Source organism: Marinibacterium sp. SX1 (assembly GCF_050389775.1).
In the GTDB taxonomy this organism is placed as follows: Bacteria; Pseudomonadota; Alphaproteobacteria; order Rhodobacterales; family Rhodobacteraceae; genus Marinibacterium.
Genome location: NZ_CP177144.1, coordinates 3,810,250 through 3,831,803, shown reverse-complemented (window position 1 = coordinate 3,831,803; position 21,554 = coordinate 3,810,250). Strand labels below are relative to the sequence as shown.

General features: G+C 65.8%; 19 protein-coding genes and 2 tRNA genes. 15 read left to right on the top strand and 6 right to left on the bottom strand.

Going from position 1 to position 21,554, the window contains the following annotated elements:
- The first annotated feature begins 2 nt into the window (after positions 1-2).
- From ACK3BB_RS17280 to nqrF, 5 genes are read left to right on the top strand one after another with little or no spacing between them, the layout of a single operon-like run.
- Positions 3-1,202: an NADH:ubiquinone reductase (Na(+)-transporting) subunit B gene (locus tag ACK3BB_RS17280; protein ID WP_428925881.1), complete on the top strand. Its 1,200-nt coding sequence runs from the start codon at positions 3-5 to the stop codon at positions 1,200-1,202.
- A complete protein-coding gene (locus ACK3BB_RS17275; RefSeq protein ID WP_428925880.1) occupies positions 1,195-2,007 on the top strand; it encodes a Na(+)-translocating NADH-quinone reductase subunit C in 813 nt (270 codons plus the stop codon). Before ACK3BB_RS17280 ends, ACK3BB_RS17275 begins: the two co-directional genes overlap by 8 nt.
- Positions 2,007-2,660, top strand: a complete 654-nt coding sequence (locus tag ACK3BB_RS17270) for an NADH:ubiquinone reductase (Na(+)-transporting) subunit D (protein WP_428925879.1) — start codon at positions 2,007-2,009, stop codon at positions 2,658-2,660. The genes ACK3BB_RS17275 and ACK3BB_RS17270 overlap by 1 nt, the downstream gene beginning before the upstream one ends.
- Entirely contained in the window at positions 2,660-3,268 is a 609-nt protein-coding gene (nqrE, locus tag ACK3BB_RS17265; protein ID WP_428925878.1) for an NADH:ubiquinone reductase (Na(+)-transporting) subunit E, read from the top strand. The genes ACK3BB_RS17270 and nqrE overlap by 1 nt, the downstream gene beginning before the upstream one ends.
- Before the next feature lie 10 nt (positions 3,269-3,278).
- The gene (nqrF, locus tag ACK3BB_RS17260) at positions 3,279-4,502 is read left to right on the top strand and encodes an NADH:ubiquinone reductase (Na(+)-transporting) subunit F (protein WP_428925877.1); all 1,224 of its coding nucleotides are present in this window, start codon (positions 3,279-3,281) and stop codon (positions 4,500-4,502) included.
- Positions 4,503-4,922: 420 nt separating this feature from the next.
- On the opposite strand, the gene ACK3BB_RS17255 is transcribed toward nqrF, so the two are convergent.
- Entirely contained in the window at positions 4,923-7,049 is a 2,127-nt protein-coding gene (locus ACK3BB_RS17255; protein ID WP_428925876.1) for an ABC transporter substrate-binding protein, read from the bottom strand.
- A 307-nt stretch (positions 7,050-7,356) separates the two neighbouring features.
- On the opposite strand from ACK3BB_RS17255, the gene ACK3BB_RS17250 reads away from it, so the two are divergent.
- The 3 genes from ACK3BB_RS17250 to ACK3BB_RS17240 all read left to right on the top strand — a co-directional run bounded on the left by ACK3BB_RS17250 (position 7,357) and on the right by ACK3BB_RS17240 (position 8,790).
- Complete coding sequence (locus tag ACK3BB_RS17250; RefSeq protein ID WP_428925875.1) at positions 7,357-8,289, top strand: pirin family protein; 933 nt, start codon at positions 7,357-7,359, stop codon at positions 8,287-8,289.
- Between the two features lie 107 nt (positions 8,290-8,396).
- Positions 8,397-8,473 (top strand) — tRNA-Asp (locus tag ACK3BB_RS17245).
- 240 nt (positions 8,474-8,713) lie between these two features.
- Positions 8,714-8,790: transfer RNA gene (locus ACK3BB_RS17240), tRNA-Asp, on the top strand.
- A gap of 84 nt (positions 8,791-8,874) precedes the next feature.
- Here the strand turns inward: ACK3BB_RS17240 and ACK3BB_RS17235 are convergent.
- Entirely contained in the window at positions 8,875-9,636 is a 762-nt protein-coding gene (locus ACK3BB_RS17235; RefSeq protein ID WP_428925874.1) for a hypothetical protein, read from the bottom strand.
- 90 nt (positions 9,637-9,726) lie between these two features.
- Between ACK3BB_RS17235 and ACK3BB_RS17230 the strand changes: the two genes are divergently transcribed.
- Positions 9,727-10,599: a glycosyltransferase family 2 protein gene (locus ACK3BB_RS17230; RefSeq protein WP_428925873.1), complete on the top strand. Its 873-nt coding sequence runs from the start codon at positions 9,727-9,729 to the stop codon at positions 10,597-10,599.
- A 6-nt stretch (positions 10,600-10,605) separates the two neighbouring features.
- Here the strand turns inward: ACK3BB_RS17230 and ACK3BB_RS17225 are convergent, their stop codons facing one another.
- Positions 10,606-11,499, bottom strand: a complete 894-nt coding sequence (locus ACK3BB_RS17225; RefSeq protein WP_428925872.1) for an alpha/beta fold hydrolase — start codon at positions 11,497-11,499, stop codon at positions 10,606-10,608.
- Between the two features lie 132 nt (positions 11,500-11,631).
- The gene (locus ACK3BB_RS17220) at positions 11,632-13,005 is read right to left on the bottom strand and encodes a M20/M25/M40 family metallo-hydrolase (protein ID WP_428925871.1); all 1,374 of its coding nucleotides are present in this window, start codon (positions 13,003-13,005) and stop codon (positions 11,632-11,634) included.
- Positions 13,006-13,308: 303 nt separating this feature from the next.
- Here ACK3BB_RS17220 and hemA point away from each other — a divergent pair, with 303 nt between their 5' ends.
- The 5 genes from hemA (at position 13,309) to ACK3BB_RS17195 (ending at position 18,085) form a co-directional block, all read left to right on the top strand.
- Positions 13,309-14,532, top strand: coding sequence for a 5-aminolevulinate synthase (gene hemA / locus ACK3BB_RS17215; RefSeq protein WP_428925870.1), 1,224 nt, complete (start codon positions 13,309-13,311; stop codon positions 14,530-14,532).
- Positions 14,533-14,643: 111 nt separating this feature from the next.
- Positions 14,644-15,867 carry a helix-turn-helix domain-containing protein gene (locus ACK3BB_RS17210; RefSeq protein WP_428925869.1) on the top strand — a complete coding sequence of 408 codons (1,224 nt, stop codon included), beginning with the start codon at positions 14,644-14,646 and terminating at the stop codon, positions 15,865-15,867.
- A gap of 101 nt (positions 15,868-15,968) precedes the next feature.
- On the top strand, positions 15,969-17,090 hold the full coding sequence (gene ispG / locus ACK3BB_RS17205; RefSeq protein WP_428925868.1) for a flavodoxin-dependent (E)-4-hydroxy-3-methylbut-2-enyl-diphosphate synthase: 1,122 nt from the start codon (positions 15,969-15,971) through the stop codon (positions 17,088-17,090).
- 75 nt (positions 17,091-17,165) lie between these two features.
- Positions 17,166-17,492, top strand: a complete 327-nt coding sequence (locus tag ACK3BB_RS17200; protein ID WP_428925867.1) for a DUF2200 domain-containing protein — start codon at positions 17,166-17,168, stop codon at positions 17,490-17,492.
- Positions 17,493-17,539: 47 nt separating this feature from the next.
- Positions 17,540-18,085 (top strand): REP-associated tyrosine transposase, encoded by a 546-nt coding sequence (locus ACK3BB_RS17195; RefSeq protein ID WP_428925866.1) that lies wholly within the window; start codon positions 17,540-17,542, stop codon positions 18,083-18,085.
- A 137-nt stretch (positions 18,086-18,222) separates the two neighbouring features.
- Here ACK3BB_RS17195 and ACK3BB_RS17190 read toward each other — a convergent pair whose 3' ends face one another.
- Positions 18,223-19,014 carry a DsbA family protein gene (locus ACK3BB_RS17190; RefSeq protein WP_428925865.1) on the bottom strand — a complete coding sequence of 264 codons (792 nt, stop codon included), beginning with the start codon at positions 19,012-19,014 and terminating at the stop codon, positions 18,223-18,225.
- A gap of 2 nt (positions 19,015-19,016) precedes the next feature.
- A complete protein-coding gene (locus ACK3BB_RS17185) occupies positions 19,017-20,366 on the bottom strand; it encodes a M48 family metalloprotease (RefSeq protein ID WP_428925864.1) in 1,350 nt (449 codons plus the stop codon).
- 22 nt (positions 20,367-20,388) lie between these two features.
- Between ACK3BB_RS17185 and ACK3BB_RS17180 the strand changes: the two genes are divergently transcribed.
- Positions 20,389-21,537, top strand: a complete 1,149-nt coding sequence (locus ACK3BB_RS17180) for a pyridoxal phosphate-dependent aminotransferase (RefSeq protein ID WP_428925863.1) — start codon at positions 20,389-20,391, stop codon at positions 21,535-21,537.
- Positions 21,538-21,554: the final 17 nt, after the last annotated feature.

Here is a 21,554-nt window from a genome sequence, read left to right as displayed (position 1 = left end):
GCATGGGTCTTCGCGCATTCTTCGACAGGATTGAGCCGTCATTCGTCAAGGGCGGCAAGTACGAGAAGTACTTTCCCATCTACGAGATGATCGAAAGCTTCATCTACACGCCCAAGACGGTCACGACCGTGGCACCGCATGCCCGGTCCTACATCGACATGAAGCGGATCATGACCTACGTGGTCATCGCCACGATCCCCTGCATTCTCTTCTCGCTCTACAACACGGGCCTGCAGACCAACATGGCGATCGCCGAATACGGCGCATCGGGCTGGCGTGCCGCGATCATCGAAGGCCTGGGCATCGGCTTCAACGCCGCCAACCCGCTGGCCAATATGCTGCACGGGCTGCTGTACTTCCTGCCGATCTACGTGGTCACTCTGGTGGCCGGGGGCATCTTCGAAGTCATCTTCGCCGTGGTCCGCAAGCACGAGGTCAACGAAGGCTTCCTGGTCTCGTCGATGCTCTACACCCTGATCGTGCCGGCCTCGACGCCCCTGTGGCAGGTGGCCCTGGGCATCATCTTCGGCGTGGTCATCGGCAAGGAAGTCTTTGGCGGCACCGGCAAGAACTTCCTCAACCCGGCACTGGTCGGGCGGGCGTTCCTGTATTTCGCCTATCCCGCCTACATGTCGGGTGACACGGTCTGGACCCCGGTCGACGGCTTTTCGGGCGCCACCGCCCTGGCCATCGGCGCCGCGGACGGCGTGGCGGCCCTGCCGCAGCACGGCATCACCTGGATGGACGCCTTTGTCGGCACGATCCAGGGTTCGATGGGCGAGACATCGACCATCGCCTGCCTTCTGGGCCTGTGTTTCCTGCTGGCCACGCGCATCGCCAACTGGCGGCTTGTCGTCGGCTGCCTGGCCGGCATGATCGCCTTTTCGTCGCTGCTGAACTGGATCGGTTCCGACAGCAACCCGATGTTCGCCATGCCCTGGTACTGGCACCTTGTCGTCGGCGGTTATGCCTTCGGCCTGGCCTTCATGGTCACCGAGCCGGTCTCGGCCTCGCATACCAACACCGGGCGGTTCATCTACGGGGCGCTGATCGGGTTCATGGTCGTCATGATCCGGGTCATCAACCCGGCCTTCCCCGAAGGCATGATGCTGGCCATCCTCTTCGGCAATGTCTTCGCTCCGCTGATCGACTACTTCGTCGTTCAGGCCAACATCAAACGGAGGGCAAAGCGCCATGCCTGAAGCAAATGAGCAAAAGGGCCTGATCCGCCGTTTCCTCGACGCGCCGGCCGATTCCGTCGGCAAGACCGTCTTTGTCGCCGTGGCGCTCTGCCTCGTGGCCTCGATGGTCGTCTCGGCCGCGGCCGTGGCCCTGCGCCCGGTGCAGCAGGAAAACCAGCTGCGCGACAAGCGCGTCAACATCCTGCAGGTCGCCGGGGTCTATGATCCCGACGTGCCCGTCAACGAGGCTTTCGCCAGCTTCGAACCCCATGTGCTGGACCTGGACACCGGGACCTTCACCGACCAGTTCGACATCGACAGCTTTGACCAGCTCGCCGCCTCCGGCGATCCGGCCATCGTCCGCGCGCTGGACGAGGATCCGGCCGGGCTGGGCGGCCAGATGCAGGCCTATCGCATGATCTACCTGCTGCGCGACGATGCCGGGGCGATCGACAAGGTCATCCTGCCGATCGAAGGCTATGGCCTGTGGTCGACGCTTTATGGTTTCATCGCCCTGGAAGCGAATGGCAACGACATCTACGGCCTGCAGTTCTATCAGCACGGCGAAACCCCCGGCCTGGGCGCCGAGGTCGACAACCCGCGCTGGAAGGCCCTGTGGAACGGCAAGAAACTGTTCACCGATGACGGCACGCTGGCGATTTCGGTCGCCAAGTCGCCCAACCCGGCGGGCGCGGAATATCACGTGGATGCACTGGCCGGCGCGACGCTCACGTCGCGCGGCGTGGACAACCTGGTGCGGTTCTGGATGGGAGAGGCCGGCTATGGCACCTTCCTGGACCGCCTGACAGCAGGAGAGGTCGGCTGATGGCACAGACTTACCGTTCTCAACTTGTCGATCCGCTGGTCGACAACAACCCGATCACCCTGCAGGTGCTGGGCATCTGTTCGGCCCTCGCCGTGACCTCGTCGCTGCAGGTCGCCTTTGTCATGGCCCTGGCCGTGACCCTGGTGACCGGCTTCTCGTCGATGTTCATCTCGATGCTGCGCAACCAGATCCCCAGCTCGATCCGCATCATCGTGCAGATGGTCGTCATCGCTTCGCTGGTGATCCTCGTCGACCAGGTGCTCAAGGCCTATGCCTACGAGATCTCCAAGACCCTGTCGGTCTTTGTCGGCCTGATCATCACCAACTGCATCGTCATGGGCCGGGCCGAGGCCTTTGCCATGAAGAACCCGCCGGTCGCGTCCTTCATCGACGGTGTCGGCAACGGCCTGGGCTACGGGCTGCTGCTGATGATCGTCGGCGTCGTCCGCGAGCTCTTCGGCTCGGGCTCGCTGTTCGGCATCACCATCCTGCCGACCGTCAACAACGGCGGCTGGTACGTGCCCAACGGCCTGCTGCTGCTGCCGCCCTCGGCCTTCTTCGTCATCGGCCTGATCATCTGGGCCGTGCGGACCTGGAAACCCGGCCAGGTCGAGGAACGCGAATACCGTATCCAGACCGTGGAGGCGCACTGATGGAAGGTCTTCTCTCGCTTGCCGTCAAGGCCATCTTCGTCGAGAACCTGGCCCTGTCCTTCTTCCTGGGCATGTGCACCTTTCTCGCCGTGTCCAAGAAGGTCGCCACGGCCATCGGCCTGGGCATCTCGGTCATGGTCGTGCAGGCTATCACCGTGCCGGCCAACAACCTCATCCTGAATTACCTGCTGGCCCCCGGCGCCCTGGCCTGGGCCGGCTTCCCGGATGTCGACCTGACCTTCCTCGGCCTGATCTCCTATATCGGGGTCATCGCCGCGCTGGTGCAGATCCTGGAGATGATCCTCGATAAGTACTTCCCGCCGCTCTACAACGCGCTCGGGGTCTACCTGCCGCTGATCACCGTGAACTGCGCCATCCTGGGCGGGTCGCTCTTCATGGTCGAACGCAGCTACAACTTTGCCGAGGCCACGACCTACGGGATCTCTTCGGGCTTCGGCTGGGCGCTGGCGATCACCGCCATGGCCGGCGTGCGCGAAAAGCTCAAGTATTCCGACATTCCCGACGGGCTGCAGGGGCTTGGCATCACCTTCATCACCGCGGGTCTGATGGCCATGGCCTTCATGTCCTTCAGCGGCGTGAAACTCTAAGGGGGCGGACATGGCAACTTTCTCACTGGGCGTCGTCCTGTTCACGCTGATCGTCATCGCGCTGGTGTCGATCATCCTGGCGGCCCGCTCCAAGCTGGTGAGTTCCGGCAACGTGAACATCACCATCAACGGCGAAAAGACCATTTCGGTGCCGGCCGGCGGCAAGCTGCTGCAGACCCTGGCGGCGGAAAAGATGTTCGTGCCCTCCGCCTGTGGCGGCGGTGGCACCTGCGCGCAATGCCGGGTCAAGATCCATTCGGGCGGCGGGTCGATCCTGCCGACCGAGGAATCCCACATCACCAAGCGCGAGGCGTCCTGCGGCGACCGGCTGTCCTGCCAGGTCGCGGTCAAGCAGGACATGGAAATCGAGGTTCCCGAAGAGGTCTTCGGCGTCAAGAAATGGGAATGCACCGTGCGTTCGAACGAGAACGTGGCGACCTTCATCAAGGCGCTGGTGCTGGACCTGCCCGAGGGCGAGGACGTGAACTTCCGTGCCGGCGGCTACATCCAGATCGAGGCGCCCGCGCACAAGCTGAAGTACACCGAGTTCGACGTCGAGGACGAGTATCGCGAGGACTGGGACCGCTTCAACCTGTGGCAATACGAATCGATCGTCGACGAGCCGATCGAGCGGGCCTATTCGATGGCCAACTACCCGGACGAGAAGGGCATGATCATGCTCAACGTCCGGGTGGCCTCGCCGCCGCCGGGGTCTGCGGGCATCCCCCCGGGCCAGATGTCGTCCTACATCTTCAACCTCAAGCCGGGTGACAAGGTGACCATCTCAGGGCCGTTCGGCGAGTTCTTCGCCCGCGACACCGAGAAGGAAATGGTCTTCATCGGCGGGGGCGCCGGCATGGCGCCGATGCGGTCGCACATCTTCGACCAGCTCAAGCGGCTGGAAAACCGCAACCGCAAGATTTCCTTCTGGTACGGCGCGCGGTCCAAGCGCGAGATGTTCTTCGTCGAGGATTTCGACCAGCTGGCGGCCGAGTTCCCGAACTTCGAATGGCACGTGGCCCTGTCGGATGCGCTGCCCGAGGACGATTGGAAGGGCTACACCGGCTTCATCCACAACGTGCTCTACGAGGAATACCTTAAGAACCACCCGGCGCCCGAAGATTGCGAGTTCTACATGTGCGGTCCGCCGATCATGAACAGCTCGGTGATCAACATGCTGCTCGAGCTGGGCGTCGACCGCGAAGACATCATGCTGGACGATTTCGGCGGGTGATCTTGGTTCGCGCGGGCCAGTACGGTTCGCGACACCGGCCCGTGGCTGACGGACAAGCACCAGCGGCCCGTGGCCGACAGACAAAGGGAAAAGGGGGCTTCGGCCTCCTTTTTCTATTGGGGCGGTGTCTTTTGCGGCCTGGCCCGTTTGCGGCATATCCCTTTTGGGGCTGTCACTTTTGGGGCCGGCCCCTAATGGGCCCGGGTCTAATTTTACGCCGGATCCCGATGAATGAGGTGCCCCTGGAATTGCAGCCGCATTGCGCCTTAACGTTGAGGCAATGAGGCCGACATGGGGACAGGCAACTACAGCGACGAGTTCAGGCAGGACGCGGTGCAAGCGCCGTCTTCCGTCCGGCCGTGTCACATTGCGAAACCCGCGCGGTCGGGGGCCATTGTCTGGCCGCCATGATCCCCCGCATCACGCCACCTTGCGGATAGCCCCGCTCAACGGGTGGAACAGCCCGTCGTCGCCCAATTGCGACATGAAGACGTTCTGGGTCCCGATGTTGTTCCCCGGCCCGTACTTCAGCCCCAGCTCACCGATATGCACCGTCGTCGGCTGCCCGAAGACGGTCGACAGGAAGCCTTGCCGCGTGGGTGTGGGGCCGGCGCCGGACAGCACCTTGCAGGCCGTCATGCCGATCACATAGCCCTCCAGATGCGAGAAATCGGGCTTGGTGTCGGGGTCATGCCGGTCAAGCGCCGTCCTATAGCCGCGTACAAGGTCCGACCGCTGGTCGGTCGGGATGGGCACGACCTGGCTGATCACCGTACCGGCCCCGTCGCGCCCGGCATGGCGCACGAATTCGCTGCCGTTCACGAAGGAAATCGTGCCGAACTCGGCCTCGACGTCCTGCTTGCGCAGCCCCTGCATGAACGCGGCCGTGGGCTTGGGCGTGCCGGCCATGAACACCATTTCGGGCCGGGCCTCGGCAATGATGCGGATCGCCTCCGACACGTCGCCCGTCGTCCGTTCATAGGGCGCAAAGACCTCGATCGAGGCGTTGTGGCGGCTCAGCGCGGCGGTCAGGGCCTCGCGCATCGACATGCCATAGGCATCCGCCTGCAGGAACATGGCGCAATCCTTCAGCTTGCCCCTGGCCGCGAAATGATCGACCAGCGCGGCCGCCTCGTCGGCATAAGACGCGCGGATGTTCAGCACATGGGTCCGCTCGGCCCCACGCAGGAAACCCGTGCCGGTGGCCGGCCCGATGAAAGGCACCTGGCCGCCCCGCGCGATCCGTTCGCTCAGCTTGGACGTGGGCGTGCCCACGGCGCCGACCAGGGCAAAGACCTCGCCCCCGCGCACCAGGTTGCGGACGTTTTCCAGCGCGCGATCCGGGTCATAGCCGTCGTCCATCGCCCGCAACACCGGGCGACGCCCGTGGATGCCGCCGGCGGCCGTGACCTGGGCAAAGGCCAGCTCGATCCCCTTGCGCAGGTTGGTGCCGTAAACCCCCAGCGGGCCGGAGAAATCCGCCGACTGGCCAAAGGTCACCGTGTCAGCCGTAACGCCGGGCTCGGCCGAAATATGGCGCACGAAATCCGAGGTTTCCTCGGTCAGCCGCCGGGCCTGTTCCTGGATCGACAGGATGCCGGTCTGGACCTTGCTCATCTCGGCATTGGTCGCCTGGGCGCATTCGTTGATCCGCTCGGTGGAATGGACCTGGGCATCGATGGCCTCGACCACGTCCGAGGCCAGTTTCGACACCTCGGCATTGGCAGCCTTGTTGGTCTCGACGGCCACGGTCATGTTGTCGGCCGCGCGGCTCATCTCCAGCGCGGTCTGCTTGACGCGAAAGGCCGCCTCGGAGGTGTTCTTGGACAGGCTCTTGACCTCCTGGGCGACCACGGCAAAGCCGCGCCCGGCCGGGCCGGCACGGGCGGCCTCGATACTGGCGTTGATCGCCAGCATGTTGGTCTTGAAGGCAATTTCCTCGATCAGGTCGACCAGCTTGACGATTTCCTGCGCCGCGCCGGCCACGTCCTTGGTGATCTTCAGCGCCTCATCCGCCCGATCGGACGCCCGCTTGACGCTTTCCTCCGACGCCGTGACGCGCTGGGTCACCTCCGCAATGGTCTTGCGGATGTCGTCGGCCGCCGTCACCACCGTCGCAAAGGTCTCGACCGCGTTTTCCGTGGCCTGCTTGCCATCGTCGCCGCAGGCGATCAGAGAGCGGATGACGGTGCCCACGGTGGTGTCGAAACGCTTGCCCACATCGCGCATCTCGTGCCGGCGCTTCAGCTCAAGCTGGCCTTCGCCGATGGTCTGCGTCTCGTTCTGGCGGATCAGCTTGAAATGAGTGGCACGCAGGCGTTCGACGATCTCGGCCAGGTCGGCCATGGCCCCGTCGGCCTCTTCGAGCCGCACGGGCTTGTCCTGCTCCTCGACCAGGAAGGTGTTGATCTGGTCGCCCAGGCTTTCGACCAGCGCCAGCAGGGGCGAGGGCGCAGGCGGGGCAAGTTCCTGGGGCATATCGGCAGTCTTGTCGCTGTCGCGGGGGGCGGACGCGGATTTGCGGGCAGAGCGGGTCAGGCGTTTCATGCGGCAATCATGCTCCGTCCGGGCATGGGAATGCCCGGCAACAGCCTGCGTGCGTCTTGCGTCATGGAATCCTCCGGTGCCGGGTATCGCCGAGCCGGACCTTGGGAGATTCGCCCTAACTTGCCGTTAAGCCGCACGGGGGCCTTGCGGCGGATTTGAACGACCCGGAGAATCTGTGCCTTCAAGCACGTATAGTACGTTCTTGCCGTATTGGTGTGCGCCAGGGCACTGTTCCTCTGCCCAGATCGGGATAGGCGGGCCATCGGCCGCACCTTACCTTGAGGTCAGCCACTGACAGGAGGACGCCATGAGCTGGAGCCCCGCACTCGACCCGACATGCCCCACCGGGGATGCCGTCGACGCCATCGAAACCCTGATCATCCCGCGCGCCCGCGACCTGGGCGATTTCGAGGTGCGCCGCGCGCTGCCGGCCCCCAAGCGCCAGATGGTCGGCCCGTTCATCTTCTTCGACCAGATGGGCCCGGCCGAATTCGTCACGGGGCAGGGGATCGACATCCGGCCGCATCCGCATATCGGCCTGGCCACGGTGACCTATCTCTACAAGGGCAAGTTCCACCACCGCGATTCCCTGGGCACGGATCAATGGATCGAGCCGGGCGCGGTGAACCTGATGACCGCCGGCCATGGGGTCACCCATTCCGAACGGGTCGACGGCGACATGCTGAAGAAACCCTATGACCTGTTCGGCATCCAGACCTGGATCGCCCTGCCGAAAGACCAGGAGGACGCCCCGGCCGATTTTGTCCATGTGCCCAAGGCCGATCTGCCGTTTCTCGAAGGCGAGGGCAAGGAAGTGCGGTTAATCCTGGGCCATGCCTGGGGCGAACGCGCGCCGGCCACGACCCCGTCCGAGATGTTCTATGCCGACGCCAGCCTGCAACCGGGCGCGGCGATCCCGCTGCCCGACGATCACGAGGACCGGGGCGCCTATATCGTCGATGGCACACTGGAAGGATCTGGAATCACTTATGAACAGGGGCAGATGATGGTCTTTCGCCCGGGCGACCGCATGTCGCTTCGCGCCGGGCCCCGGGGCGCGCGGGTCTTGCTGCTGGGCGGTGCCACGCTGGACGGCCCGCGCCACATCTGGTGGAACTTCGTGGCCTCTTCGCGAGAGCGGATCGACGCGGCAAAGGAGGCCTGGAGGGCCGGTGACTGGGCGCATGGGCGGTTCCGGCTGCCGCCGACGGACGACAAGGAATTCATTCCGCTGCCTTGACGTGGGGGGAGGGCAAGAAATGCCCCGTTGGCGCGTCGAAACCGCTTGACGGGGCCGCCACGCGGGCTTATCCCGCCCCTCACCACCGGCGAACGCGGGTGGCCAGCGCGGTTGTAGCTCAGTTGGTTAGAGTACCGGCCTGTCACGCCGGGGGTCGCGGGTTCGAGCCCCGTCAACCGCGCCACTTTCTCCGTTCCAAGTATCGGTCCGAAAGCAACTTGTACGTTTCGTGCAAGGGCTTTCTGCCGCTTGGTGCCCGGCGCGGGCGCCTGTGTCACCACGGCTGGCCCGGGCGTCGGGGCTGGCTGCCACCCTCGCATCGACCCGCCGCAACGCCGGTCGGACGGCCCCGAAAATTCCCCGCCGATTTCGCCAAAACCTGCTTGACGCCCCCGGCGCCTTTGCCTATTTCCACCTCCTACGCGCGGTTGTAGCTCAGTTGGTTAGAGTACCGGCCTGTCACGCCGGGGGTCGCGGGTTCGAGCCCCGTCAACCGCGCCACTTTCCCCCCTTTCACTGATTTCGGTCGTGATGTTCTGCCGAACCGGCAGGCCAAGGCGGGCGAACGTGGCTTTCCCGGCCCGGTCAGGGCAGGGCATATCCCAGCGCCGCTTCCAGATCTCCGTCCAGGTGATCGGCCAGCCAGGCCCGGTCCTGCGGGGCCATGTCGTCCGGCGTTTCGGGCCGTTCGACCCCGGCGGGCTTGAACTTGGAGCCCAGCCGCTTGACCACCGGCTTCACATCCCCCACACGCGCCGGCAGGCCCAGCCCGGCCCGCGCCCGGTCAAGGAAGACATCCGGCGCCCGCGTGGCCTCTTCCATGCGCACCAGCATCACGTTGTCATGCATCGACAGATAGGCCAGGTGACGCGCCAGCTTGCCCCGCCGCAAGGCGGCCAGGTTGGCATAGGGCAGGCCGGTCGCCGGGTCGCGGTCGGCCATCAGCGGCTGGCCCACCAGCGCCCGGGCGTTGTCCATGTCGAAATAGCGCGGCCGGTCGATCACGCTTTGCCAGGGCGCGCGCAGGAACTCTCCGAAGGTCAGCGCCTGCAGCGCCGGCACCGCATGCCAGGGCTTGCGGTGCATCGACAGCGCCCAATCCGCCGCCCCGCGCACGCAGATCACCACCAGCAGGTCTCGCGGCACGGCCAGCACCTGCGGCCCGCCATGTTTCCACCCCAGCGCTTCGCAAGGCGTCAGCCCGGTGTTGCGCCCCAGCAGGCGCTTGACGAAATTGGTCCCCGAGGACCGTTCGCCGACCACCTGGAACCGCTGTGGCGGCTGTTCGGCGCATTGCACGTGCAGCCCCTGCGCGGCGAAGCTTTCCGGCACCCATGGGCGCATCATCTGCCCGGCTCCCCTCAATTAGCATTTCTCAATCCCTGACATGCTACGCTAGAACATGGCAAACAAGAGGCAGAGCAGGAGCCTTGCGACATGCAGACCGCCGCAGCGTTGACCATGGTGCGCGACGACGCCTTCTTCCTGAAGGCCTGGCTGAACCATTACGGCACCCTGTTGGGGCGCGAGAATTGTTATGTCGTCAACCATGGGCGCGGCGCGGCCGTGGCCGAGTTGGCCCAGGGCTGCAACATCATCGGCATCCCCGGCGACCCGCACAAGAATTTCGACATCAAGCGCTGGCGCCTGCTGAATGGCATCGTCCAGGGCCTGCGCAATTACTACCGCCATGTCATCGTCGGTGATGTCGACGAACTTGTCGTGCTCGATCCGGCCGCCGGCACCGACCTGGCCAGCTGGCTGGACACCGTGCCGGAAAAGCGCGTGCTCACGCCGCTCGGCCTCGAGGTCATCCACCGCATCGACATCGAACCCGAGCCGATCGACGGGCCGATCCTGGGCCCCCGCCGCCACGTGCGCCCGGCGCCGCATTATTCCAAGCCCTGCGTCATCTCGGTGCCGACCAAGATCGCCCGCGGCGGCCATTTCACCCAGTATGACAAGCTGCACGCGCCGGAACATCTCTACCTGTTCCACCTGAAATTCTGCGATTTCGACGCCTATTGCGAGGTGATGAACCGGCGCAACGCGACCACGGCCGAAACCGGGGGCACGGTCAAGGACGTGGCCATTGGCCGCCATTGGTTTGCCGAAGCCCGGGGCGAGGATCGCGCAGTGTTCGAGTCCTTTGCCAAGCTGCAATTGCAGGGCGATTTCAACATGGGCCCGCTGCGCAAGAAGATGCACCGCAGCTTCCGCCCGCGCGGCGACACCGGCTATTACAATTTCGACCGGCCCGATTACGACACGCAATACCTGCTGCCCGAACGGTTCTCCGGTCTGATCTGACCGCGTTCAGCCGGCCGCGTCGATACCGTCCAGGAAATCGCGCAGGGCGGCCAGCGTGGCGTCGGGCGATTGCTCGATGAAGAAATGGCCGCCGGGAATGGCCCGGGCCTGCATCCGTGCCAGCCGGTCGCGCCAGGTGGCCGGCACATCGTAGTGCCGCGCCATGGCGCCCTCGGCCCCGTAGAGCACCAGCGCCGGGCAATGCACCTTGGCCTGCGCATCATCCGTATCATCGGCCAGGTCGAGGCTCAGCGCCGCCCGGTAATCGGCGCACATGGCCGCGATGCATTCGGGCCGCCGCCAGCTGGCGCGATAACTCTCCAGCGCCTCGGGCGCGAAATCCGACAGGCTGGCCTTGCCGAAACCCAGCAGGCAACGTTCGAAATAGGCGTCGGGGTCGGCGGCGATCATGGTCTCGGGGAAGGGCGATGGCTGGGCGAGGAAGAACCAATGGTAATAGGCCGCGGCCACCTCGTGGGTCAGATGCGTCAGCAGGTGGCGGGTGGGCACGATATCCATCAGGGTCAGGCTCAGCAGCCGCTCGCCATGGTCCAGCGCCAGCCGGTGCCCCGTCCGCGCGCCCCGGTCATGGCCAACCAGGTGAAACCGCTCAAAGTCCAGGGCCGTCATCAGCGCCGCCTGGTCGGCGGCCATGTCGCGAAACCGCATGGCCTCGGTACCCCGGGGCAGCGTGCTGTCGCCATACCCCCGCAGATCGGCCGCGATCACCGTGTAATCGCGCGCCAGCTCGGGCGCCAATGCCCGCCACATCGCCCGCGTCTGGGGAAACCCGTGCAGCAACAGAACCGGCGCGCCCCGGCCGGCCCGCGAATAGGCAATGCCCTGGCCGTTGACCTCGGCCCGCCCCTTTTCGAACCCGGGGATAGCGTCCCGTCCCATTCCGTCCTCCCTCTCCGCACGCGCCCCGCTCCGGGCCGGGCGCGCGCCCCTGTCTTCTTCTTGGTCCAAATACCCTTCGGCCCGCCGACCACGGGCGCTACGGCCGGACAATGCGCCCGGCCGCCAGGGGCTTCAGCCGGCCAGCGCCGCCAGCACCCTTGCCCAGGACCGCATGCCCTTGTGAAAGCTCTCGACGTCGTATTTCTCGTTCGGCGAATGGATCTGGTCGTCGTCCTTGCCGAACCCGATCAGCATCGGCGTCACCCCCAGGAGCCGCGCGAAATGCCCGGCGATCGGGATCGACCCGCCGCAGCCGATAAAGGCCGCATTGTCCGGCCATTCGTCCGACAGCGCCAGCCGCGCCGCCTCGAACGCCGGGTCCGACGTGTCGAACGCCCCGGCCTTCGACGCCCCGTGGCCCTTGAACTCGACGGTGCAATCAGGCGGCAGCATGCCCCGCACCATGGCCCGGAAATTCTCGCGGATGACCAGCGGATCCTGGTCGCCCACCAGCCGGAACGAGATCTTGGCCGAAGCCTCGGCCGGCAGCACCGTCTTGAACCCGTCACCGGCATAACCGCCCCAGATCCCGTTGACGTCGCAGGTCGGCCGCGACCAGATCTGCTCCAGCGCCGAATAGTCCCGCTCCCCCGCCGGCTCGCTCAGGTCGACCCCGCCCAGGAACCGCTGGGCATCGAATCCCAGCTCGGCCCATTGCGCCTTCAGCGTCTCGGGCAGCTCGGGCACGCCGTCGTAGAACTGCGGCACGGTGACACGGCCCTGGTCGTCATGCAGCGCGGCGATGATGCGCGACAGCACGCGGATCGGGTTGATCGCCGCCCCGCCGTACATGCCCGAATGCAGGTCCTTGTCGGCCGCGCGGATCGTCAGCTCCTCGCCCAGCAGCCCGCGCAGCATGGTCGTGATCGCCGGCACCCGGCTGTCGAACAGGCCGGTGTCGCAGATCAGCGCGAAATCGGCCGTCAATTCCTCGGCATTCTCCTTCATGAAGGGCACCAGCGACGGCGAGCCGCTTTCCTCCTCGCCCTCGAAGAAAAAGGTGATCCGGCAGGGCAGGGTGCCATGCACCGCCTTCCAGGCCCGGCAGGCTTCGACAAAGGTCATCAGCTGGCCCTTGTCGTCGGCCGAGCCACGCCCGCGGATCACCCGGCCCTTCGCGGTGTCCTGGACCTGCGGGTCGAACGGGTCACGGTCCCACAGGTTGAGCGGGTCAACGGGTTGTACATCATAATGGCCGTAGAACAGCAGGTGCGGCCCGTCGCCCTCGACATGGCCGACCACCATCGGATGGCCCGGGGTGGCCCGCTTCGTGGCCGTCACGCCCAGCGATTCCAGGTCGGCCACCAGCCAGTCGGCGGCGGCCTCGCACTGGGCCTTGTAGGCCGGATCGGTCGAGATCGAGGGGATGCGCAGCAGCGTCATCAGCCGGTCGAGGGCGGCGTCGAGATCGGTGTCGATACGGGACAGCACAGCGTCGAGGGACATGAGGAGGAAACCTTGTCAGTGGAAATTGCGCCGAGCCTATCAGCCCGGCAGGCGGCGTCCAGTGGGCCCGCGCCCGGCCCGGCGTCCCGCGGATCGCCCGCCTGTTTCCGATCGGCGCGCAAGGTTTCCCGGCCGCGCGGCGGGGCGGTTGATCCAGGTCAAGGATGCGACATAGGTGCAGGTTCTACTGACTTGATATCGCCAATCTGGATCTTTAATCATTCCAGAAATTCGATGCGAGGTGAGCCCGGGCATTCGCGAACCGGGGACGGGGCCTCACGGCCCGCAGAAGGAGACACGAAGGTGAACTACGCCGCCCAGCTGGATAGCGCTATCGACCGCCTGCACGAAGAGGGCCGCTATCGCACCTTCATCGACATCGAACGCCATCGCGGCAGCTTTCCCCATGCCACCTGGACCCGTCCCGACGGCACCGTCCAGGACGTCACCGTCTGGTGCGGCAACGATTACCTGGGCATGGGCCAGCATCCCGTCGTGCTCGACGCCATGCACGAGGCCATCGAGGCCTCCGGCGCCGGTTCGGGCGGCACGCGCAACATCTCGGGCACCACGGTCTATCACAAGCGGCTCGAAGCCGAGCTGGCGGATCTCCACGGCAAGGAAGCCGCGCTGCTCTTCACCTCGGCCTACATTGCCAACGACGCCACGCTGTCGACCCTGCCCAAGCTCTTTCCCGGGCTGATCATCTATTCCGACGCGCTCAACCATGCCTCGATGATCGAGGGCATCCGCCGCAACGGCGGGGCCAAGCGCATCTTCCGTCACAACGACCTGGATCACCTGCGCGCCCTGCTCGAAGCCGATGACCCCAAGGCGCCCAAGCTGATAGCCTTTGAATCGGTCTACTCGATGGATGGCGATTTCGGTCCGATCGAGGCGATCTGCGACCTGGCCGACGAGTTCGGCGCGCTGACCTATATCGACGAGGTCCATGCCGTGGGCATGTACGGCCCGCGCGGCGCGGGAATCGCCGAGCGCGACCGGCTGATGCACCGGATCGACATGATCAACGGCACCCTGGCCAAGGCCTACGGGGTGATGGGCGGATATGTCGCGGCCTCTCACAAGATGTGTGACGCGATCCGGTCCTACGCGCCGGGATTCATTTTCACCACCTCGTTGCCCCCCGCCGTTGCGGCCGGCGCGGCGGCGTCGGTGGCCTTTCTGAAACGCGCGCCCGAGCTGCGCGAACAGCACCAGACCCAGGCCCGGATTCTTAAGACCCGGCTGCGTGGCATGGGCCTGCCCTTCATCGACCACGGCAGCCATATCGTGCCGGTGATCGTCGGGAATCCCAAGCATACCAAGACCTTGTCTGACATGCTGCTTTATGATTTCGGGATCTACGTGCAGCCGATCAACTTCCCGACCGTGCCCCGCGGCACCGAGCGTCTGCGCTTTACGCCGTCGCCGGTTCACGGCCCGGACGAGATGGACAAGCTGGTGCATGCGCTGGACGCGCTGTGGTCCCATTGTGCGCTCAATCGCGCCGAATTGGCGGGCTGACGCCACGCGATCTTCGCAGGAAGAATGGCCTGTGTTAACGTCCCTTTAAAATAAGGCGGTATCGAATCGGGATGTGATTCGTAACGTCTAGGGACATGGGGCACACAGGCAATGATCGGGCGGCGTGATCCACGCAGGAATACCGAACATCCGAACGGCGATCTGGCCGACCGGATCAAAAGCTTCGATGATTTCGAACTCAAGCTCGGCGATGTCATGCGCGGTGAGCGGGCCACGATGGGCAAGTCGCTGCTGGACGTCCAGCGCGAGCTGCGGATCAAGGCGACCTATATCGCGGCCATCGAGAATTCGGATCCCTCTGCCTTCGACACCCCCGGTTTCATCGCCGGCTACGTGCGGTCCTATGCCCGTTACCTGAACATGGATCCCGAGGAATGCTTTGCCGCCTTCTGCGCGGAAAGCGGGTTCTCGGTGGCGCATGGCATGTCGGCCGAGGCGTCGAGCGTGCGCAAGCCGGCCGTGCCGCTGCGGGTGAGCCGCAAGTCGGCTGACGTGAATGATCCCTTCCTGTCGCCCAAGCTGCCCTTCGCCCCGTCGGGTACCAGCTTCTGGGCCGATTTCGAACCCCGCGCCATCGGCTCGACGCTGGTTCTGCTGATGCTGATCGGCGGTATCGGCTATGGCGGCTGGATGGTGCTGAAGCAGGTGCAGCAGGTGCAATTGTCGCCGGTGGAGCAGACGCCGGTGGTGCTGTCCGATCTCGATCCGCTCGAAGCGGCGACCGCCCGGGGCGAGGCTGAGGATCCGGCCATCGCACCGCCCTCGACCGAGGCGCTGGACCGGCTCTATCGCCCGGCCGCCCTGGATCTGCCGGTGCTGGTGGCCCGTGACGCGCCGATTTCGACTCTGGATCCCGACCAGGTTGGCACGCTGCGCCCAAGCGCGCTGCCCGATGTCGATCTGGCCGAGGCCGCGCCCGCGGTGCTGCCCGGCGAAGAGCAGGGGCCACTGACCCCGCAGGTGGTCGAGGATGCCGCTCCGGCGCTGGTCATGGTCACGGTGCGCCCGTCCTGGGTGCGTGTGCGCAGCGCCGACGGCTCGGTGATCTTCGAAGGCATTATGGAGCCCGGCGCGACCTGGGAAGTGCCCGCGACCGAAGAGCCGCCGACCCTGCGGGCCGGTGAATCCGGGGCGGTCTATTTCTCGATGAACGGTCAGCATTACGGCCCCGTCGGCCCGGCCGGCACGGTGACGTCGAACGTGCCGCTGTCGATCGGTGAAGTGTCCGAACGCTTTGCCGTGGCCAACCTTGAGGCCGATCGCGACCTGGCCCGCGTTGTGGCCGAGGCGCAGGGCATCCTCCCCGCCCAGTAAGCGGCCCGGCGGTGCCTGGTGCGCCGCCAGAGACCAGAGGGCGCATTGCCGTTTCCGTCCATGGGGCCTATCTAGCGAATAGCCATTTCCAGGAGGCTTTCATGTCGCTCAACCACGTCCGCCCGTGGCGCAACATCTACCGCCGCAAGTCGCGTCAGATCATGGTGGGCAACGTGCCTGTCGGCGGCGATGCCCCGATCTCGGTTCAGACGATGACCAACACGCCGACGACCGACGTGGCCGCGACGGTGGCCCAGGTTCAGGCCGCGGCCGAGGCGGGGGCGGATATCGTCCGGGTTTCGGTGCCCGACGAGGCATCGTCGCGGGCGCTGAAGGACATCGTTCGGGAAAGCCCGGTGCCGATCGTGGCCGACATCCATTTCCATTACCGCCGGGGGATCGAGAGCGCAGAGGCCGGGGCGGCCTGCCTGCGGATCAACCCGGGCAACATCGGTGACGAGAGACGGGTCAAGGAGGTCATCGCCGCGGCGCGCGACCACGGTTGTTCGATGCGGATCGGGGTCAACGCAGGCTCGCTGGAAAAGCACCTGCTCGAGAAATACGGCGAGCCGTGCCCTGAGGCGATGGTGGAATCGGGTCTGGATCATATCCGCATCCTCGAAGACAATGATTTCCACGAGTTTAAGATCTCCGTCAAAGCCTCGGATGTCTTCCTCTCCGCTGCGGCCTACCAGGCCCTGGCCGACGCGACCGACAAGCCGATCCACCTGGGCATCACAGAGGCCGGGGGGCTGACTTCGGGCACGATCAAGTCGGCGATCGGCCTGGGCAACCTGCTATGGATGGGGATCGGCGACACGCTGCGGGTGTCGCTGAGCGCCGATCCGGTGGAAGAGGTCAAGGTCGGGTACGAAATCCTCAAGAGCCTGGGGCTGCGGCACCGGGGGGTCAACATCATCTCCTGCCCGTCCTGCGCGCGGCAGGGGTTCGACGTGATCAAGACCGTGGAAAAGCTGGAAAAGCGGCTGGAGCACATCAAGACACCGATGAGTCTGTCGATCATCGGTTGCGTGGTGAACGGCCCGGGTGAGGCGCTGATGACCGATGTGGGCTTCACTGGCGGCGGGGCCGGGTCGGGGATGGTGTACCTGGCCGGCAAGGCGAGCCACAAGATGAGCAACGAGCAGATGATCGACCACATCGTGGAAGAGGTCGAGAAGAAGGCTGCTGAACTGGACGCGGCACCGGAGGCGGCGGAGTAGGTTTCATCTCCCTGGCAGAGGCTTGCGAGGCGAAGCTAAAGTGGGGGCGGTATGGCCGGGCATCGGATCTACGGGATGCGTTTTGGCGATCTCTACCCGCTCTACGTGGCCAAGGCAGGGCGCAAGGGGCGGACGAAAGCCGAGGTGGACGCGGTCTTCTGCTGGCTGACGGGCTATGGGCCGGACGTGCTGGAGCAGTTGGTTGCCGGCGACGCGGATGTGGCCCGGGTTTTTGGCGAGGCGCCGGCGATGAACCCTCAGCGGGAGAAGGTCACCGGGCGCATCTGCGGCGTACGGATCGAGGAGATCGACGAGCCGCTGATGCAGGACATCCGAAGGCTGGACAAGCTGGTCGACGAATTGGCGAAGGGGCGGCCGGTCGCGAAAATCCTCGATCGGTGAGAGCGGCGTAAACCGGGCTTTAACCGGTTCGGGCTTATCCCCGTTTCATGACCGCTTATCGACGACGCCGGGTGCCCGGCGGAACCTATTTCTTTTCCCTGCGCCTGGCGCGGCCAGGCAGTGCAGAGCTGGTGGACCAGATCGACCGACTGCGCGCGGCCTACGGGGTGACCTGCCGCGAGCGGCCTTTTGTCACCGAGGCGGCGGTGGTCCTGCCGGACCATTTGCACGCGATCTGGACGCTGCCGCCGGGGGATTGTGATTTCTCGACCCGCTGGCGGCTGATCAAGACGCGGTTCACGCGCAGCCTGGGGCGCAAGGCGCCGCGGGGGCAATCGCAGGAATGCAAGCAGGAATGCGGGGTCTGGCAGCGGCGGTTCTGGGAGCACGTGATCCGCGATGAAGAGGACATGAACCTGCACCTGCGCTATTGCTGGATGAACCCGGTGCGGCACGGGCTGGTCTCGCGGGCCGAGGATTGGCCCTATTCGTCGCTGCATCGGGACATGCGCAGCGGGCGCGTGCCGGCCGATTTGTGCGGCAGGGCGAAGGTGCCGGAGAACGTGCCGGCCGAGATGTGTTTCGGCGAATGATCCCGCGTAGGATGCCGCGATCCTGCGCCAAGGTGTTGGCTGTCCGATCCTTCGGAGGGCAGGGCAGTGCAATGGTCCTGCGGTGGGTCATGGTCTGGGTAGGATGGGTGCTGGCACCCATCCTACGGCGCGCGGGTTCAGCCGCGTTTGTCGGCGACCATGATGGCCATCTGATCGGCGGGCACGAAGCCGCGCAGGAGCTCGTCCTCCAGCACAAAGGTCGGCGTGCCATTGATCTGCAGCGCCTGGGCCAACGAGCGCGTCGTCGCGATTTCCTGCGTCACGGCATCGCTGTCCATGGCCTCCAGGATCGGATCGGCCTCCAACCCCAGGCCCTCGGCAATCCGCCGCAGGGCCACATCTGTCGGGTCGCCCGAGAATTCCATCAGCACGTCATGGACCTGAGCATAGGCATCATCCCCGGCCACGTGCTTGACCGCGATGGCAAACCGCGACGAGATGAGCGAAGCCTCGCCCAGGATGGGGAATTCCTTGATGATCACGCGGATGTTGCCATCTTCGGCCAGCAACTCGGCCACCTCGGGATGCGCCCGCCGGCAATAACCACAGCGGTAATCCAGGAATTCGACCAGGGTGATGTCACCGTCGGGGTTGCCCCCGACCCAGGAGAACCCGTCGTCGAAGATCGCATCGGCATATTGCGACACCAGATCGAAATCGGCCTGGGCCTGGGCCTGGGCCTGGCGCCCTTCGAGCACGTTGATCGCATCGACGATCGTCTCGGGGTTGTCAATCAGGTATTCGCGCACGGCCTCGCCGAAGGCGGCCTTTTCGGTGTCGCTCATGGCGTTGATGTCGAACGCCAGCACCGGCGAGGCGACCAGCGCGGCCGCGAGGCCGAGCGGTGCCAGCGTGGCATTCGGGGCGCGCGACGATTGCGTCGCGCGGGTGACCATTTGGCGGATCATTGTCATCTCCGTTTCTCGAATTGTTCGGCCGCGACGAGCACGTCATCGGCGCGTTGCCATGCAGGAGAGCCCCGGGGCAGAAGCCCGACGGCCCGTTGCGCGTGATAGCCGGCATCCTTCAGCCGCCCCTGTAGGGCATATCGTTCGGCCACGGCAAGCGAGGCCATGCCCGGCTGGCCTGTTTCCGCATAGGCCTGGCCCAGGTCCCGCAGCACCCGGGCATCGCGGAAATCCCGGGCCCGGGCCGCTTCAAGCTGTTTCAGCGCCGCCTTGGGTTGGCCATCTGCCAGCAGCGCGCGGCCATAGGCCCCGAGGATCAGCGGCTCGGAAGGCGCACCCCGGGCCGCGCGGGCATAGGCCGCGACGGCGGCCGAGGTCTGGCGGCTTTCCAGGAGGATCTGGCCCTTGAGGTCCCAGTAATAGGCATCGTCGGGCCGCTGGGCGATGGCCGCGTCGATCGCCTGGACCGCCGCCGGCATGTTGGAATTCAGGTGGTGGGCCACGGCCTCGCGCATGTGGCGCACATCGGCATAGGGCTCGGACCGGGCCTGGCGCAGGGTCCAGGATGGCGAGCGGGTAAAGGCCGTGAGCTTGCCGCGCATCCGGGCATACCAATAGCTGTCGCTGGCCGAAGGCGGGGCATCGTTGCCATTGGCCGCCACATAGGCCCGGGCCGCGCGGATGCGGTCGGAGGTCAGAGGGTGGCTGCGCATGTAGGGATCCTGGCGACCCTGGCTCAGCACTTCCTGGCCGCGGAAGATCTCGTGCAGCTCGACCAGCCCCTCGGGATTGATCCCGGCGGAGCGCAGGTAGCGCCCGGCGGATTGATCGGCCGAGGCCTCTTCGGCCCGGGTATGGGCCAGGAAGGACCGCAGCGCCGAGGATGACGTGCCAAAGGCCAGCCCGGTGGCCGCATCACCGCCCGCGCCGGCGGCCGCGGCGGCCACGGCCAGCGCCAGGCCCAGCCCGGCCACGGTGCGCGCCGATTTCAGGTTGGCCATGCGCCGGGCGATGTGGCCATTGGCGATGTGGGCGGCCTCGTGGGCGATGACGGCCTGCACGGCCCGGGCGCTTTCGACCCGGTTGATCAGACCGTAGTTCAGGAAGATCGTCTGGTTGTCGACGACAAATGCATTGAGCGCCCCGTCATTGACGACCAGCACCCGCACGCGCTTGGGATTCAGCCCCGCGGCCTGGAGAATCGGGGCCGACAACCTCGTCAGCGACATTTCGATGTCGGGATCGCGCAATAAGCCTATCGCTGCGGCAGGCATGGCCAGGCAGCACGTCAGGACCCAGGCAAGACAGGCGGCCGGGATTGACGCGGCCCGAACAACGCGGTGAAAACCCATGGCCGCACCATGGGAGAGCCTTATGCGAAACTCAAGCCGGTCCAATGTCGATCCCTTCATTGTGATGGATGTCATGGAAGCTGCCCGCCAGCTGGAAGAGGACGGACGCCACATCATCCACATGGAGGTCGGCCAGCCATCGACCGGGGCGCCGGTGGGCGCCGTCCGGGCGGTGCGCGAGGCGCTGGGGTCGGACGACCCGATGGGCTATACCGTGGCCCTCGGCCTGCCCGAGCTGCGCACGCGGATCGCGGCGCTTTACGGGCGCTGGTACGACATCGATCTCGACCCCGAGCGCGTCGTGGTGACCAACGGCTCGACCGGAGGGTTCATCCTGGCGTTCAACGCGCTCTTCGACAGCGGCGACCGGGTGGGCATCGGCGCGCCGGGCTATCCGTCCTATCGCCAGATCCTGACCGGCCTCGGGCTGGAGCCCGTCGACCTGATCACCCGGCCGGAAAACCGCTATCAGCCGGTGGTCGAGGATTTCGCGGGCCGGGACCTGGCCGGCCTGCTGGTGGCCAGCCCGGGCAACCCGACGGGCACGATGCTGGACAAGCCGGCGCTGGCCGCGCTGATCGGCGCCACGCAGGACCAGGGCATGTCTTTCATCAGCGACGAGATCTACCACGGGCTGGAATACGAACAGAAGGCCGTGACCGCGCTGGAAGTGACCGACGATGTCTATGTCATAAATTCCTTTTCCAAGTATTTCTCGATGACCGGCTGGCGGATCGGCTGGATGGTCGTGCCCGAGGACCAGGTGCGCATCGTCGAGCGGCTGGCCCAGAACATGTACATCTGCCCGCCGCATGTCTCGCAGCTGGCCGCGCTGGCCTCGATGGAGTGCGACGAGGAACTGCAGCGCAACGTCGATGTCTACACGCGCAACCGCCAGCTGCTGATGGAGGGCCTGCCGGGGGCGGGGTTCGACCGGATCGCGCCGCCCGACGGGGCGTTCTATGTCTATGCCGATGTTTCCGGGCTGACCGACAACAGCCGGGCCTTTGCCCGCGAGATCCTGACCGAGGCGGGGGTGGCGGTGACGCCGGGGCTGGATTTCGACCCGGTCCGGGGCGCGGGCACCCTGCGGTTTTCCTATGCCGGGTCGACCGAGGACATGGTAGAGGGGCTGCGACGCCTGAAGGACTTCATGACGGCGCGATCCTGAGGTAGAAGGGCGGCAAC